Source organism: Pseudomonas sp. PS02302 (assembly GCF_029959585.1).
GTDB lineage: Bacteria > Pseudomonadota > Gammaproteobacteria > Pseudomonadales > Pseudomonadaceae > Chryseomonas > Chryseomonas aestiva.
Genome location: NZ_JASCON010000013.1, coordinates 19,304 through 33,572, shown reverse-complemented (window position 1 = coordinate 33,572; position 14,269 = coordinate 19,304). Strand labels below are relative to the sequence as shown.

The 14,269-nt window shown below is 68.1% G+C and carries 15 protein-coding genes; 9 read left to right on the top strand and 6 right to left on the bottom strand.

Translation table 11 applies throughout. The features are described from left to right. Window positions 1-91 precede the first annotated feature (91 nt). From QMX82_RS06745 to QMX82_RS06730, 4 genes are read right to left on the bottom strand one after another with little or no spacing between them, the layout of a single operon-like run. Window positions 92-1,096, bottom strand: a complete 1,005-nt coding sequence (locus QMX82_RS06745) for a hydrolase (RefSeq protein WP_282281719.1) — start codon at window positions 1,094-1,096, stop codon at window positions 92-94. Beyond that, entirely contained in the window at window positions 1,093-1,662 is a 570-nt protein-coding gene (gene rsmD, locus QMX82_RS06740) for a 16S rRNA (guanine(966)-N(2))-methyltransferase RsmD (RefSeq protein WP_187980370.1), read from the bottom strand. Before rsmD ends, QMX82_RS06745 begins: the two co-directional genes overlap by 4 nt. Before the next feature lies 1 nt (window position 1,663). Then, window positions 1,664-3,103, bottom strand: a complete 1,440-nt coding sequence (locus QMX82_RS06735) for a M16 family metallopeptidase (protein WP_282281715.1) — start codon at window positions 3,101-3,103, stop codon at window positions 1,664-1,666. After that, complete coding sequence (locus QMX82_RS06730) at window positions 3,100-4,461, bottom strand: M16 family metallopeptidase (protein WP_208693855.1); 1,362 nt, start codon at window positions 4,459-4,461, stop codon at window positions 3,100-3,102. Before QMX82_RS06730 ends, QMX82_RS06735 begins: the two co-directional genes overlap by 4 nt. A 202-nt stretch (window positions 4,462-4,663) precedes the next feature. On the opposite strand from QMX82_RS06730, the gene ftsY reads away from it, so the two are divergent. From ftsY to rpoH, 4 genes are all read left to right on the top strand, one after another. Then, window positions 4,664-6,124 (top strand): signal recognition particle-docking protein FtsY, encoded by a 1,461-nt coding sequence (ftsY, locus tag QMX82_RS06725; RefSeq protein ID WP_208693856.1) that lies wholly within the window; start codon window positions 4,664-4,666, stop codon window positions 6,122-6,124. Then, window positions 6,121-6,795 carry a cell division ATP-binding protein FtsE gene (ftsE, locus tag QMX82_RS06720; protein WP_282281709.1) on the top strand — a complete coding sequence of 225 codons (675 nt, stop codon included), beginning with the start codon at window positions 6,121-6,123 and terminating at the stop codon, window positions 6,793-6,795. Before ftsY ends, ftsE begins: the two co-directional genes overlap by 4 nt. Further along, a complete protein-coding gene (gene ftsX, locus QMX82_RS06715) occupies window positions 6,792-7,802 on the top strand; it encodes a permease-like cell division protein FtsX (RefSeq protein WP_208693858.1) in 1,011 nt (336 codons plus the stop codon). The genes ftsE and ftsX overlap by 4 nt, the downstream gene beginning before the upstream one ends. Before the next feature lie 161 nt (window positions 7,803-7,963). Continuing rightward, entirely contained in the window at window positions 7,964-8,818 is an 855-nt protein-coding gene (rpoH, locus tag QMX82_RS06710; RefSeq protein ID WP_064309252.1) for an RNA polymerase sigma factor RpoH, read from the top strand. 201 nt (window positions 8,819-9,019) lie between these two features. Here rpoH and mtgA read toward each other — a convergent pair whose 3' ends face one another. Beyond that, window positions 9,020-9,721, bottom strand: coding sequence for a monofunctional biosynthetic peptidoglycan transglycosylase (gene mtgA / locus QMX82_RS06705; protein WP_282281703.1), 702 nt, complete (start codon window positions 9,719-9,721; stop codon window positions 9,020-9,022). Between the two features lie 68 nt (window positions 9,722-9,789). On the opposite strand from mtgA, the gene QMX82_RS06700 reads away from it, so the two are divergent. The 5 genes from QMX82_RS06700 (at window position 9,790) to QMX82_RS06680 (ending at window position 13,945) form a co-directional block, all read left to right on the top strand. Further along, window positions 9,790-10,167, top strand: a complete 378-nt coding sequence (locus QMX82_RS06700) for a DUF423 domain-containing protein (RefSeq protein ID WP_282281701.1) — start codon at window positions 9,790-9,792, stop codon at window positions 10,165-10,167. Between the two features lie 93 nt (window positions 10,168-10,260). Further along, complete coding sequence (thiS, locus tag QMX82_RS06695) at window positions 10,261-10,461, top strand: sulfur carrier protein ThiS (protein ID WP_017640999.1); 201 nt, start codon at window positions 10,261-10,263, stop codon at window positions 10,459-10,461. A gap of 19 nt (window positions 10,462-10,480) precedes the next feature. Next, the gene (locus QMX82_RS06690; protein WP_282281696.1) at window positions 10,481-11,263 is read left to right on the top strand and encodes a thiazole synthase; all 783 of its coding nucleotides are present in this window, start codon (window positions 10,481-10,483) and stop codon (window positions 11,261-11,263) included. A 68-nt stretch (window positions 11,264-11,331) separates the two neighbouring features. Continuing rightward, a complete protein-coding gene (gene trmB / locus QMX82_RS06685; RefSeq protein WP_273860899.1) occupies window positions 11,332-12,042 on the top strand; it encodes a tRNA (guanosine(46)-N7)-methyltransferase TrmB in 711 nt (236 codons plus the stop codon). A 169-nt stretch (window positions 12,043-12,211) separates the two neighbouring features. Next, complete coding sequence (locus QMX82_RS06680) at window positions 12,212-13,945, top strand: putative bifunctional diguanylate cyclase/phosphodiesterase (protein WP_273860898.1); 1,734 nt, start codon at window positions 12,212-12,214, stop codon at window positions 13,943-13,945. Here the strand turns inward: QMX82_RS06680 and QMX82_RS06675 are convergent. Further along, window positions 13,942-14,268 carry a DUF3392 family protein gene (locus QMX82_RS06675; RefSeq protein ID WP_133861465.1) on the bottom strand — a complete coding sequence of 109 codons (327 nt, stop codon included), beginning with the start codon at window positions 14,266-14,268 and terminating at the stop codon, window positions 13,942-13,944. The genes QMX82_RS06680 and QMX82_RS06675 overlap by 4 nt on opposite strands. Window position 14,269 lies beyond the last annotated feature (1 nt).

Here is a 14,269-nt window from a genome sequence, read left to right as displayed (position 1 = left end):
CCTGGGGGCGAAGCTGTTGGGGCTTGGATGGTAGCTCAGGGGCGGAGTGAGGCCAAGGCGACAGCCGCCGGGATCGCCGACCCGTGGGCGTTTATCGGCCGGATGGCGCTGCCCGCTGACTGACCAGCCAGTCGGGGATGCGTCTTTCCAGATAGTAGTCCGGATCGCGGAAGGCGCCGCCGACGAAACCCACGTGGCCGCCGTGGGGCAGGCGCTCGAACAGGGTATCGGGCGCCAGTTCGGCGCGGGCGGGCAGGGCGTCGGTGCCGATGAAGGGATCGTCCTCGGCCTGGATCAGCAGGGTGGGGATGCGGATTCCCCCCAGGTAGTAGCGACTGGAGGCCTGGCGGTAATAGTCCCGGGCATCGCGAAAGCCGTGCAGGGGCGCGGTGTAGCGGTCGTCGAAGTCCCAGAAGGTCTTGAGCCCCTCGGGCGGCCCCAGGCGTGCGAGGATCTCGTGCTGCTCGGGGTGGCGCTCGCGGTCGAACAGCGCTTGCTTGTCGCGCACGTAGCGCGCCAGTTCACGGATGAAGTGCCGCTGGTAGATGCGCGAGAAGCCGAGGCCGATGCGATCGGCGCAAAGGTCCAGACGAAAGGGCACCGAGACCGCGGCTGCGGCGGTGAGACCACTGTCCGCGCCGCGCTCACCGAGATACTTGAGCAGCACATTGCCACCCAGGGAAAAGCCCACCGCATACAGCGGCGCGTGCGGACGACTGGCCTGCAGATGGCGCACCACTGCCGCCAGGTCTTCGCTGACGCCGGAGTGATAGCCGCGCGGCAGGCGGTTGGGTTCGCCGGAGCAGCCGCGCCAGTTGAGGCCGACGCTGGCCCAGCCGCGGGCGGCGAGGGCGAATTGCAGGCCGAGTACGTAGTGGGAGCCGGAGCTGCCGGTGAGGCCGTGGGCGATCAGCACCAGCGGCGCGCGCGGATTCTCGGCGTGGTACCAGTCCAGATCGAGGAAGTCGCCATCCTCCAGCCACAGCCGCTCCCGCGGCCGGGTGATGGGTGGCAGGCGGCGCCACAGCGAGCCCCAGAGGGTCTGCAGGTGCGGGCCGGGCAGCCAGCGCGCCGGGCGAAAGGGTGCGCTGTTCACGCCTGGCGGCGCCAGAGGGCGTAGTGGACGTTGCCGGTCTTCTTCTCGCGGTGCAGCTGCCAGGTCGCGGGCAGGGCCAGGCGCGAGGGCTGGGTCTCGCTCTCGGTGTAGATCCAGGCGTCCGCGGCCAGCCAGCCCTGGGCCTCCAGAGCCGCGCAGGCCGGCTCCAGCAGGTCCTTGGCAAAGGGCGGATCGAGAAACACCAGGTCGAAGGGCGTCGCCGCCGGCTTGGCCAGCGCCTGCAGGGCGTCGGTCTGGCGCACCTCGGCGTGGGCGCAGCCGAGGGCCTGCAGATGGCCGCGCAGGGCATTGGCGGCCTGGGCATTGAGGTCGAAGGCCAGCGCCGGGCCGGCGCCGCGGGAGAGGGCTTCCAGCAGCAGGGCGCCACTGCCGGCGAAGGGATCCAGCACCCGCGCGCCCGGGGTGACGGCGGCCAGCCAGTTGAACAGGGTCTCGCGGACCCGATCCGGGGTGGGTCTCAGGCCCAGGGCATCGGGAAAGACGAAGCGCCGGCTGCGCCAGTCGCCACCGATGATGCGCAGTTGGTTGGCGGTCTTCTGGGCCATGCTAGTGCTCCGGAACGCCGCTGGGCGGCAGGTTGGGAAGAGGGCGGGGTGGCGGCAGCGGCTGCTGGGCGACCCGTGGGCCGGCGCTGACCACGACGAACTTTTCCGGGTCCAGATGGCGCTGCAGGGCGGCATGCACCTGTTCCACCGTCAGGCGGCGGACCTGCTGGAGGAAGTCGTCCAGGTAACTACTGGGCAGGTCGTAGAAGCCGATGTTGCCCAGTTGGGCGACGATGGCGCCGTTGCTGGCGTTGGCCAGCGGGAAGCTGCCTTCGATCTGCCGCTTGGCGCGGTCCAGTTCGGCCTGGGTGGGGCCCTCGGCCAGGTAGTCGCGCAGCAGGTCGCGGACCAGCGCCAGGGTGGCATCGCCCAGTTCGGCGCGGGTCTGCAGGCCGATGGTGAAGGGACCCGGCTGACGCATGGGGGTGAAGCCCGAACTGACGCCGTAGGTGAGCCCACGGCGTTCGCGCAATTCGGTCATCAGCCGACTGCCGAAGCCGCCCCCGCCGAGGATCTGGTTGCCGACGAAGAGGGCGGCGTAGTCAGGATCGCGGCGGGTGATGCCGAGTTGGCCGAGCAGCAGGCGCGTCTGCTGGGCCGGGACCTCCAGCTGCACCACTGCCGGTGCGGCAGGCGCTGGCACCGGCAGTGGCGGCAGGGCAGGACCGCGGGGCAGGGCGCGCGACAGCCGGGCGGCGATCTGTTCGGCGCGCGTTCGATCCAGGTCGCCAGTGAGGGCGATCACCGCATTGCCGGCGGCATAGGCACGGGCATGGAAGGCCCTGAGGCTGGCCTCATCGAGATGGGCCACTCCGGCTGCGGTGCCCCGGGGCGAATGGGCATAGGGGTGATTGCCGTAGAGGCGCTCCTGCAGCGCTTCGCCGGCCAGGCTGGTCGGTTCGCGGCGGCTGGCGGCGATCAGCGTCAGCAACTGGTCACGGATGCGCTGGATGGCCTCGGCGGGAAAGGTCGGGCGACCGACCACCTCGGCCAGCAGCGCCAGGGCCGGTTCGCTGTGGGCCGGATCGGCGAGGGTGCGCAGTCCGACCACCGCCTGATCACGATAGGCGCCATTGCTGAAATCGGCGCCCAGGCGCTCGAAGCCGTCGGCGATGGCGCCGGCATCGCGTCCCGGGGTGCCTTCGTTGAGCAGGCCGTTGGTCAGCATGGCCAGGCCCGGGGTGGTGCCGTCCTGGCTGCTGCCGGCGGCGAAGATCAGGCGCACGTCGAACATCGGCAATTCCGGCGCCGGCACGAACAGCACCTGGGCGCCCTCGGCGGTGCGCCAGCGCTGGATGTCCAGCTGGCGACCCAGGGGCGGTGCGTCCTTGAGCGTCCTGAGGCTGTCCACGGCGGGGTAGGCGCGCGCCAGGTCGCCCACTGGGGTAGGGGACTGGCAACCGGCGAGCAGGCACAGCGACAGCCAGAGCAGCGGCTTCATGGACGATTCTCCGCGGTGGCTGCGGGCTTGAGCTGGGCCAGGGTCAGGCGCTCGCGGGTGAAGTAGGTGCGCGCCACCCGGCGCAGGTCGTCGGGGGTGACCCGGCCCAGTTCGTCGAGCAACCGATCGCCCTGGCGCCAGCCGAGGCCGACGCTTTCCAGCTGACCGATGCTGCTGGCCTGGGCGGTGATGGAGTCGCGGCCATAGACCAGCCCGGCCACCAGCAGGGCGCGGACCCGGGCCAGTTCCTCGGTGCTGGGCGGCTCGCGCTTGAGCAGGTCCAGTTGCGCCCAGAACGCCGCTTCCAGCTGGTCGAGGGTCTTGCCGCGCTGGGTGTTGGGGGTACCGCTGAGCAGGAAGAGGCTGTCGCCACGGGTGTAGGCACCATAGGCGGCGCGCACGCTGCTGGCCACTTCCGCACCGCGTTCGAGACGACTGGGCAGGCGCGCGCCCGAACCGCCGCCGAGCAGGGCGGCCAGCAGTTGCAGCGCATAGGCATCGCGCGGCTGGGCGGCGGTGGCCAGGCTGGGCACGTTGAAGCCCATCAGCAGACTGGGCAGTTCGCGGGCCTGCAGGTCCAGGCGGCGCTCGCCCGGCGCCGGCAGTTCCAGCGGGCGGCGCGGCGCGGGCAGGTCGCTGCGCGGAAGGGTGCCGAACCAGCGCTGTACCTCGGCGCGGATCGCCTGGGGCTCGACGTCGCCCACCACCACCAGGGTGGCGTTGTTGGGCGCGTACCAGGTCTGGTACCAGCGGCGCAGGTCGTCCACGCCGAGGCGCTGCAGGTCCTGGGGCCAGCCGATGGTGGGATTGCGATAGCCGCTGGCCGGGTAGGCGGCGGCCTTGAAGCGTTCGAAGGACAGTGCCTCGGGGCGGTCGTCGGTGCGCAGCCGGCGTTCCTCCTTGATCACCTCCAGCTCGCGACTGACTTCGTCGGGCGCCAGCCGCAGATGCTGCATGCGATCGGCTTCCAGCTCCAGGGCCACCGGCAGGCGATCACGGGCGAGCAGCTGGTAATAGACGGTGTAGTCGTCGGTGGTGAAGGCATTTTCCTCGGCGCCCAGGTCGCGCAGCAGGTGCGAGGCCTCGCCGGCGTCAAGCTTGCGGCTGCCCTTGAACATCAGGTGTTCCAGGGCATGGGACAAGCCGGTCGCACCGGGCGCCTCCAGGCTCGAACCCACGCGGTACCAGAGTTGCACCACGGCGACCGGCGCCCGGTGATCTTCACGGACCACCAGCTTGAGGCCGTTGTCGAGGGTGAATTCCTCGGTGTTCTGCCGGCTGGCATCGGCCAGGGCGAGGGTGGGGAGCAGGCTGAGCAGGACGACCAGGGCGGTCCGACGGGAGCGGGAGGCGGACATCGCGAGAGCAGGCCTTGTAGCGCGGTAGGGGACGAAGCGGCTGCGTCCTGGGGACGGTCGCGCGTTTTTCGCCGACGGGGAAGTCTTCCGCCCGGCAGGCTGCTAGGATACGCATCCCTTTTCCCGACGGCCATGCCTGACGGTCGAGCCCCGCCTGGCGGAGCTCCCGCAGCCGGCTCGTCCGTTCGATACAGAGCCCCGCATGTTTGGATCCGACGACAAGAAGTCTCCCCCCACGGAGAAGAAAGGCCTGTTCGGCTGGTTCCGCAAGAAGACTGCCGAACCCGTAGAGACGCCTGCCGAAACCCCCGCGCCCGACGCCGAGGAGCGCCTGCCCGCGCCGCTGGCCAGCGAGCCGGTGCAGCACCCGGAGCCGGTGCCCGAGCCGCCGGAGGCGATCCCCTCGCTGACCCCGGTGCCGGTCGCCGAAGAGGAGGCGCCGTCGCCGGTGGCGCTCACGGCGCTGGTCGAGCCGCTGGTGGCCGATCCCATCGTGCCGCCGGTCGAGGTCGAGCCGGTGATGGCGCCCGAGGTGGAGCCCGACCCGGTGGCCGTGCCGGTCGCACCGCTGCCCCCGGTTGTGCCGGCGCCCGCTCCTGAGCCTGAGCCTGCTCCCGCCCCGATCGTACCGGTAGCGCCCCTTGCTCCGGTCCGTCCCGAGCCCGTGGTGGTGGCGCCCGCGCCCGAACCTGCTCCGCCAGCCGTCGCCACCCCGCCGACCGAACCCGCCAAGCTGGGCTTCTTCGCCCGCCTGCGCCAGGGCCTGTCCAAGACCAGCGCCAGTCTCGGCGAGGGCATGGCCAGCCTGTTCCTCGGCAAGAAGGCCATCGACGACGACCTGCTCGAAGAGCTGGAGACCCGCCTGCTGACCGCCGACGTCGGCGTTGAGGCCACCGGCGTCATCATGCGCAACCTGACCCAGAAGGTGGCACGCAAGCAGCTGGCCGACAGCGAGGCGCTCTACCAGGCGCTGCAGCAGGAGCTCACCGAGATGCTGCTGCCGGTGGAACAGCCGCTGGTGATCGACACCTCGCACAAGCCCTACGTCATCCTGGTGGTCGGCGTGAACGGCGCCGGCAAGACCACCACCATCGGCAAGCTGGCCAAGCGGCTGCAGAACGACGGCAAGAAGGTCATGCTGGCGGCCGGCGATACCTTCCGCGCCGCGGCGGTCGAGCAGCTGCAGGTCTGGGGCGAGCGCAATCGCATCCCGGTGATCGCCCAGCACACCGGCGCCGATTCCGCCTCGGTGATCTTCGATGCGGTCCAGGCGGCCAAGGCCCGCGGCATCGATGTGCTGATCGCCGACACCGCCGGTCGCCTGCACACCAAGGACAACCTCATGGAAGAGCTGCGCAAGGTGCGCCGGGTGATCGGCAAGCTGGACGCGGCGGCGCCCCACGAGACCCTGCTGGTGCTGGACGCCGGTACCGGCCAGAACGCCCTCAATCAGGCCAAGCAATTCCACAATGCGGTGCCCCTGACCGGCCTGGCGCTGACCAAGCTCGACGGCACCGCCAAGGGTGGGGTGATCTTCGCCCTGGCCAAGCAGAGCGCCCTGCCGATCCGCTATGTCGGCGTCGGCGAAGGCATCGACGACCTGCGGCCCTTCGAGGCGCGGCCCTTCGTCCAGGCCCTGTTCGCGGAGCGGGGCGTCTCATGATCCAGTTCGACCGCGTCTCCAAGCGCTATCCCAACGGTCACGTCGGCCTGCAGGAACTAAGCTTCCGTGCCGAACGCGGCGAGATCCTCTTCGTCACCGGTCATTCCGGCGCCGGTAAGAGCACCCTGATGCGGCTGATCCTGGCCATGGAAAGACCCACCGGCGGCAAGCTGACCCTGGCCGGCCAGGACATCTCGCGCATCACCAATGCGCAGATTCCCTTTCTGCGCCGGCAGATCGGCGTGGTCTTCCAGAACCACCAATTGCTCTATGATCGTACCGTGTTCGACAACGTCGCCCTGCCGCTGCAGATCCTCGGCCTGTCCAAGCCCGAGATCGCCAAGCGCGTGGCCGCGGCGCTGGAGCGGGTCAGCCTCAAGGACAAGCTCGACGACTATCCGGCCGAGCTCTCCACCGGCCAGCAACAGCGGGTCGGCATCGCCCGCGCCGTGGTGCACCGTCCGGCCCTGCTGCTCGCCGACGAACCCACCGGCAACCTCGATCCGCGCCTGGCCTCGGAGATCATGGGCGTCTTCGAGGACATCAACAGCCTCGGCACCACGGTGCTGATCGCCAGCCACGACCATGCGCTCATCGCCCGCCTGCACCATCGCATGCTGACCCTGCAGCGCGGTCGCCTGATCGGTGACGAAGAGGAGAGCCAGTCATGAGTGGCAACGAACTGCCCCGTGGCCAGGAACAGGGCGGCAAGCCCCAGCGTCAGCAGCGCCAGGCCCCGCAGAAACCCAAGAGCGACTGGCGCAGTCCGCTGCATGCCTATCTCGAAGCCCACCGCACCGGGCTGAGAGACAGCCTCAGGCGCATGGTGCAGCAGCCCATAGGGACCTTCCTCACCTGCCTGGTGATGGGCATCGCCCTGGCGCTGCCCATGGGCGTGTCGCTGCTGCTGAAGAACGTCGAGCGCCTCGGCGGCTCCTGGCAGCGCGCGGCGCAGATCTCGGTGTTCCTCGACCTGCGCACCGGTCAGGATCAGGCCGAGGTACTGATGAGCCAGATCAAGGTCTTGCCCGATGTGGCCGAGGCACGCTGGATCAGTCCGGACGATGCCCTGAAGGAATTGCAGCAGGACGCCGGCCTGGGTGAGGCGCTACGCGAATTGCCGCAGAATCCGCTGCCCGGCGTCATCGCCGTGACGCCCAGGGAAATCGACAAGAGTCGCCTCGACATGCTGCGCAGCCAGCTGGCCGAGATGAACGGCGTGCAGCAGGTGCAGCTGGACATGCAGTGGGTCGAGCGGCTCACCGCCATCCTCAAGCTCGGCGAGCGCTTCGTCTTCGGCCTGACCGTGGTGCTGGTGATCGCCCTGCTGCTGGTGATCGGCAACACCATCCGCCTGGCCATCGAGAATCGCCGTACCGAGATCGAGGTGGTCAAGCTGGTGGGCGGCACCGACGGCTATGTGCGCCGGCCCTTCCTCTACATGGGCGCGCTGTTCGGCCTCGGCGCCGGCATCGCCGCCTGGGCCCTGCTGGTGTTCGGCCTGAGCTGGCTCAATGCCGCGGTACTGGATCTGGCCGGCCTCTACGGCAGTGATTTCGCCCTGGGCAGCGTAGCCGTCGAGGACGGGCTGCAGCTGCTGATCGGCGCCGTGCTGCTCGGCTACATCGGCGCCTGGCTGGCGGTTGCCCGCCATCTGCGCGAACTCGCCCCACGCTGACGAACGGCCGTTTCCGACACCTGCGGAAACGGTCTAACCCCCTGATGACACAAGCATTTCACCGTGTTCTTCAGCTGGGGTTAAGGGAACCTCGGCTAGTCTGGCGCTGTCCAAAAAATCAGTGTTAGACTGTCCAGTGCTTAGTGAATCGGAGGATTCGCATGACCACTTCGTTGCAACCTGTTCCTACATTGGTTCCCGGCGCCAGCCTGGAAGCCTATGTACATTCGGTGAACAGCATTCCGCTGCTCACTCCGGAGCGGGAGCGTGAACTGGCCGAGCGCCTCTTCTACAAGGAAGACGTCGAGGCCGCCCGGCAGTTGGTGCTCGCGCATCTGCGTTTCGTGGTGCATATCGCCAAGAGCTATTCCGGCTATGGTCTGGCCCAGGCCGACCTGGTCCAGGAAGGCAATGTCGGCCTGATGAAGGCCGTGAAGCGCTTCAATCCCGAAATGGGCGTACGCCTGGTGTCCTTTGCCGTGCACTGGATCAAGGCCGAAATCCATGAATTCATCCTGCGCAACTGGCGCATCGTCAAGGTGGCTACCACCAAGGCACAGCGCAAGCTGTTCTTCAATCTGCGCAGTCAGAAGAAGCGGCTGGCCTGGCTGAACAACGACGAGGTCCATCGCGTGGCCGAAACCCTGGGTGTCGAACCCCGGGAAGTGCGCGAGATGGAAAGCCGTCTGACCGGGCATGACATGGCGTTCGATCCGGCCAGCGATGCCGATGACGATGCGGCCTATCAGTCCCCGGCCCAGTACCTGGAAGACAGCCGTTACGATCCGGCGCGTCAGCTGGAGGAAGCCGACTGGACCGACAGCTCCACGGCCAATCTGCACGAGGCCCTGGAACACCTGGACGACCGCAGCCGCGACATCCTCTACCAGCGTTGGCTGGCCGAGGAAAAGGCGACGCTGCACGAGCTGGCGGCCAAGTACAACGTGTCGGCGGAGCGTATCCGTCAGCTGGAAAAGAACGCGATGAACAAGCTCAAGGGCAACATCGCCGCCTGATCTGCTTCGTGATCGAAAAGCCGCGCCCCAGGGCGCGGTTTTTTTATGCCTGCGGCTATGACGATCGAGTTCGGATGCCTGGCTAGGGTGGAAAACCGCGCTGCGTTTGCCGCGTGCGCTCCGCGGCGGCAAGACGGCCTGCCTGAATCATGCGCCTGCTGTGGAAAAGGCTGCGCCGTCTGCCACGCTACGTGCCTGGCGCTACTGCCCGGTCATCCGCCGCAGGTAGTCGCTGCCGCCCAGCTGCCGTTCCTGCTGGCGGATCCAGGCGGCGCGTTCGGCGACGTAGGCGCTGGGGCGGCTCGGGCTCCATTCGCGGGGATTGGGCAGCACGGAGGCCAGCAGGCTGGCCTGGCGGTCGGAGAGGTAGGGCGCGCCTATGCCGAAATGGTGACGGGCCGCGGCCTCGGCGCCGAACACCCCGTCGTCCCATTCCACGCTGTTGAGATAGACCTCGAGGATGCGCTGCTTGGACCAGAAGGTTTCCAGCAGCACGGTGAACCAGGCTTCGAAGGCCTTGCGCAGATAGCTGCGGCCGCTCCAGAGAAAGAGGTTCTTGGCGGTCTGCTGGCTGATGGTGCTGGCGCCGCGCAGTGAGCCGCCGGCTTCGTTGTGGCTGAAGGCCTGGCGGATCGCCGCCATGTCGAAGCCCCAGTGCTCGGCGAAGTGCTGATCTTCACCGGCGATCACCGCCATCTTGAGATCGTCCGGCAGCTCCTTCCAGGGTCGCCAGTCGCGCTGCAGGTCGATGGGCTTGCCGTCGATCCAGGACTCGACCTTGCGCTCCACCATCAGCATGCTGCCCGGCGGCGGCACCCAGCGCAGGATCAGCACCAGGGCGGCGCTGAGGAGGGCGAACCAGAGGGCGATACGCAGGAGGCGGCGGAGGAGGGTGAGCAGCATCGGCTTGGTCTTTGGCGGTTAGCGGGCCATTATAACCAGCGCTTCTCTTCCATCGCCCGGTAAAACCCATGTTGCGTCTCTTCCTGCTGTTCGCGGCCCTGGCCGGCTTCACTGGTGTCGGCCTCGGCGCCTTCGCCGCCCATGGACTCAAGGGCCGGCTGACCGCCGACTACCTGGCCGTGTTCCAGACCGGCGTGCTCTATCAGCTCATCCATGCCTTGGCGCTGTTCGGCGTTGCCCTCTTGTCGCTGCACTTCCAGGGGCGCCTGGCGGCCTGGGCCGGTGGCTTTTTCATCGCCGGCATCCTGCTGTTTTCCGGCAGCCTCTATCTGCTGACGCTGACCGGCATCGCGCAGCTGGGCATCATTACCCCCTTCGGCGGGCTGTGCTTTCTCGCCGGCTGGGCCTGCCTGGCCATCCTCGCCTGGCGTCTGGGCAGCCTCTGACCGCGCACTGGCCGTCGTTCCCGGCCCGGCGCCGCTGCAATGCACGCCCGACCGGCGTAGAATGCCGGCTCACCCCGTGACGATGCCTTTGCCATGCAGATTCTGTTGAACGGCGAATCCCTAGAATTGCCGGACGGCGCCACCGTCGCCGACCTGCTCGTGCGTCTCGACCTGACCGGACGGCGAGTGGCGGTGGAACGCAACCTCGACATCGTGCCGCGCAGCCAGCACGCCACCACCGCCCTGGTGGACGGCGACCGGCTGGAAGTGGTCCACGCCATCGGCGGCGGCTAGCCGCGCAAGAGGAATCCAGATGAAAGACACTCCCTTTACCCTGGCCGGGCGCACCTATGAGTCGCGCCTGCTGGTCGGCACCGGCAAGTACCGCGATCTCGAAGAGACCCGCGTGGCCATCGAGGCCTCCGGTGCCGAGATCGTCACCGTGGCGGTGCGCCGTACCAACATCGGCCAGACGCCCGGCGAGCCCAATCTGCTCGACGTGATCTCGCCCGAGCGCTACACCATCCTGCCGAACACCGCCGGCTGCTATGACGCGGTGGAAGCGGTACGCACCTGCCGCCTGGCGCGCGAGCTGCTCGACGGTCACAACCTGGTCAAGCTGGAAGTCCTGGCCGACCAGAAGACCCTGTTCCCCAACGTCATCGAGACGCTCAAGGCTGCCGAGACGCTGGTCGCCGATGGCTTCGACGTCATGGTCTACACCAGTGACGATCCCATCGTCGCCCGCCAGCTGGAGGCCATCGGCTGTATCGCCGTCATGCCGCTGGCCGGTCTGATCGGCTCGGGCCTGGGCATCTGCAATCCCTACAACCTGCGCATCATCCTCGAAGAGGCCAAGGTGCCGGTGCTGGTGGATGCCGGGGTGGGTACCGCGTCCGACGCCACCATCGCCATGGAACTGGGTTGCGAAGCGGTGCTGATGAACAGCGCCATCGCCCATGCCCGCGAGCCGGTGCTGATGGCCGAAGCCATGAAGCACGCCATCGTCGCCGGTCGCCTGGCCTATCTGGCCGGGCGCATGCCGCGCAAGCTCTATGCCACGGCCTCCTCGCCGCTGGACGGCCTGGTCGACTAGGACCTGGCGCCTTCCATCACGCGCCCGGCCTCTGCCGGGCGTCTCTTTTTCCCACTATCGATAACGCCATGACCGATCATCAAGACGACCAGACCCCCGACCGCCCCCGGCGCACCATCAAGAGCTTCGTGATGCGCGCCGGCCGCATGACCGAAGGCCAGCAACGCGGTCTCGACCAGGGTTGGCCACGCTTCGGTCTGGAGCTGACCGACGGCCTGCAGGATTTCGACCAGGTGTTCGGGCGCCAGGCGCCACGTACCTTCGAGATCGGTTTCGGCATGGGCCATTCCACCCTGGAAATGGCCGCGGCCGCGCCCGAGCAGGATTTCATCGGCGTCGAGGTGCATCGCCCGGGCGTGGGCGCGCTGCTCAATGGCGCCATGACCCAGGGCCTGACCAATCTGCGGGTCTACAGCTGCGATGCCCTCGAGGTGCTGCGGCAGTGCGTGGCCGATGCCAGTCTGGACCGGGTGCTGCTGTTCTTTCCCGATCCCTGGCACAAGAGCCGTCACCACAAGCGCCGTATCGTCCAGCCGGCCTTCGCCGAACTGGTCCGGCAGAAGCTCAGGGTCGGCGGGGTATTGCACATGGCCACCGATTGGCAGGCCTATGCCGAACACATGCTCGAAGTCATGAACGCCGCCCCGGGTTACCGTAACCTCGGCGACGCCTCGGGCTATGTGCCGCGCCCCGAGGAAAGACCCATCACCAAGTTCGAACGCCGTGGCGAGCGACTGGGGCATGGCGTCTGGGATCTCAAGTTCGAACGCCAGAGCTGACCGTGTATCTCTGACGAATCGATCTTGAGCTGCCGACGGGCAATTGGCATGATGGCCAATTGCCCTGCTGTGATGGCGGTTGCAGTCGAATTCACAGAGACACCTGGATGTCAGTCCTCTTCAAGAACGTCAACCGGTCCCGTGCCGCCCTTCGTGAGCGGCGGATTCCATGAGGGATCTGGTCCGTCCCGATTCGCCGACGGCCGAGTTGCACGCCGTACGCCGCTGGCTCGAAGTCGAGCGTAGCGCTCGCCAGCGCACCGAGCGCTCGCTGCACCTCATCGCTTCGGCCTTCGCCCTCTGCCGCGACGCCATGGCCGTGCTGACCGAAAGCGGGCAGATCATCGAAGCCAATGACGCCCTGCGCGCCCTGATGCTCAGTGCGGAGCGCAGTGTCAGCGGTCAGTACCTGTCGCACTACATCAAGTTGCCCGAGGCGGCCATCCGCACCTTCGAGCGCGACGGCTATGCCCTGTGCGAAGCCCAGTTCCACGTCTCCGCCAAGCGGATCACGCCGGTGGAGATCAGTCTGAGTCGCTTCGCCGGCGAGGCGGATCGCGAAGGCTACGTGGTCGCCAGTCTGAGGGACATCACCGAGCGCAAGCGCGCCGAGCAGGCGCTGGAGCGCATGGCGCTCAGCGACGCCCTGACCCAGTTGCCCAATCGCACCTCCTTCTACCAGGACTTCGAGGCGCGCCTGCAGGACCTCGAAGAGACCGGCAACCTCGCGGTGCTGTTCATCGATGTGGACGGCTTCAAGGAGGTAAACGACTCCCTGGGCCACGCCGCCGGTGACGAATTGCTCTGCGCCCTGGTGCGCGAGTTGCGCCAGGTGCTGGGGGCCGGTGAGGTGCTGGCGCGCTGGGGTGGCGATGAATTCGTCGCCCTGCTGGACGTGAGCGATCGCGACCAGGCCCGCCAGGTCGCCGAGCAACTGGTGCAGGCGGTGGGTCGGCAGCAGTGCATCGCCGGCCACGATATCCGCGTATCGGCCAGCATCGGCCTGAGTCTGGCGCCCGAAGAGGGGCTGGATGTGGAGACCCTGCTGCGCAATGCCGATGCCGCCATGTACGCGGCCAAGGCGGCCGGCAAGAGCCGGGTGCGCTGCTACGATCCGCAACTGACCTGCGAGGCGCGCAGCAAGGTGACCCTGCTGGCCCATCTGCACGGCGCCATCGAGGCGGAGCTCATCACCTTCGTCCTGCAGCCCAAGTTCGATGCCCGCCAGCGCATGGTCAGCGCCGAGTTGCTGGCGCGCTGGAACTGTCCGGGCGTCGGCGCGGTGCCGCCCAACGTCTTCGTCGCCCTGGCCGAGCAGAACGGCATGGCCTCGGCCCTCGGGCGGCTGGCGATCCGCCGCGCAGCCGCTTGCGCCCGGGCCCTGCAGGACGCCGGTCTGCAGATCCCGGTGGCAGTCAACATCTCGCCGCTGCAGGTGGCCGATGATGAACTGGCCGAGGTTCTCGCGGCCGCCTGCGCCGAATTCGGCATCGAGCCCAGGGCGCTGGAGCTGGAGGTGACCGAGTCGGTATTCCTGCAGCAGGGCACGCCGGAGCGGCGCCTGGCCGCCTTGCGCGAGCAGGGCTTTCGGGTGGCGATGGACGATTTCGGCACCGGCTATTCGTCGCTGGGCTATCTGCACCGCCTGCCCTTCGACACCATCAAGATCGACCGCAGCTTTCTGCTGGCGGTGGACGCCGACGACCGATCCCGGCAGTTGCTGGCGGGCATCGTCAGCCTGTGCCGCGCACTGGACATGCAGATCGTCGCCGAAGGGGTGGAAACCCAGGCCCAGTTCGAATTGCTCAAGGACCTGGGCGTGGACACCTTCCAGGGCTTCCTGCTGGGTCGCCCGCAATCCCTGGAGTGCCTGCTGGACGGTATCCGCGCCCGCTGCCGCTAGCTACGGCGTTCGGCCAGCACGCCCAGCAGGCAGACGCCGATCAGCAGCACCGGGGCCAGGGCATAGTTGTTGAACTGCGCCAGGCCCTTGACCACCCAGGGGGTCAGGAAGGTCATGGCGGCGCCATAGATGGCCAGGCAGGCCAGGGCGAAGGCCGGTATCCGAACGGCGGTCGGCAGGCTGCCCAGCCGCGCCTGGATGAAGGCGTTGACCTGGCTGCCGAACAGCACCAGCAGGGTGGCGGTGACCGCCAGGGCCACCTCGTCCAGGTGGCTGCGGCTCCAGCGGGAGAGGTCGGCGATATGGTCGAGTACGAAGTCCAAG

What these genes read in the sequence shown, in the direction of transcription:
- rsmD (WP_187980370.1), bottom strand. Translation starts at nt 1,662, where the DNA reads ATGGCCCAGAAGACCGCCAACCAACTGCGCATCATCGGTGGCGACTGG.
- QMX82_RS06735 (WP_282281715.1), bottom strand. Translation starts at nt 3,103, where the DNA reads ATGAAGCCGCTGCTCTGGCTGTCGCTGTGCCTGCTCGCCGGTTGCCAG.
- QMX82_RS06730 (WP_208693855.1), bottom strand. Translation starts at nt 4,461, where the DNA reads ATGTCCGCCTCCCGCTCCCGTCGGACCGCCCTGGTCGTCCTGCTCAGC.
- ftsY (WP_208693856.1), top strand. Translation starts at nt 4,664, where the DNA reads ATGTTTGGATCCGACGACAAGAAGTCTCCCCCCACGGAGAAGAAAGGC.
- ftsE (WP_282281709.1), top strand. Translation starts at nt 6,121, where the DNA reads ATGATCCAGTTCGACCGCGTCTCCAAGCGCTATCCCAACGGTCACGTC.
- ftsX (WP_208693858.1), top strand. Translation starts at nt 6,792, where the DNA reads ATGAGTGGCAACGAACTGCCCCGTGGCCAGGAACAGGGCGGCAAGCCC.
- rpoH (WP_064309252.1), top strand. Translation starts at nt 7,964, where the DNA reads ATGACCACTTCGTTGCAACCTGTTCCTACATTGGTTCCCGGCGCCAGC.
- mtgA (WP_282281703.1), bottom strand. Translation starts at nt 9,721, where the DNA reads ATGCTGCTCACCCTCCTCCGCCGCCTCCTGCGTATCGCCCTCTGGTTC.
- QMX82_RS06700 (WP_282281701.1), top strand. Translation starts at nt 9,790, where the DNA reads ATGTTGCGTCTCTTCCTGCTGTTCGCGGCCCTGGCCGGCTTCACTGGT.
- thiS (WP_017640999.1), top strand. Translation starts at nt 10,261, where the DNA reads ATGCAGATTCTGTTGAACGGCGAATCCCTAGAATTGCCGGACGGCGCC.
- QMX82_RS06690 (WP_282281696.1), top strand. Translation starts at nt 10,481, where the DNA reads ATGAAAGACACTCCCTTTACCCTGGCCGGGCGCACCTATGAGTCGCGC.
- trmB (WP_273860899.1), top strand. Translation starts at nt 11,332, where the DNA reads ATGACCGATCATCAAGACGACCAGACCCCCGACCGCCCCCGGCGCACC.
- QMX82_RS06680 (WP_273860898.1), top strand. Translation starts at nt 12,212, where the DNA reads ATGAGGGATCTGGTCCGTCCCGATTCGCCGACGGCCGAGTTGCACGCC.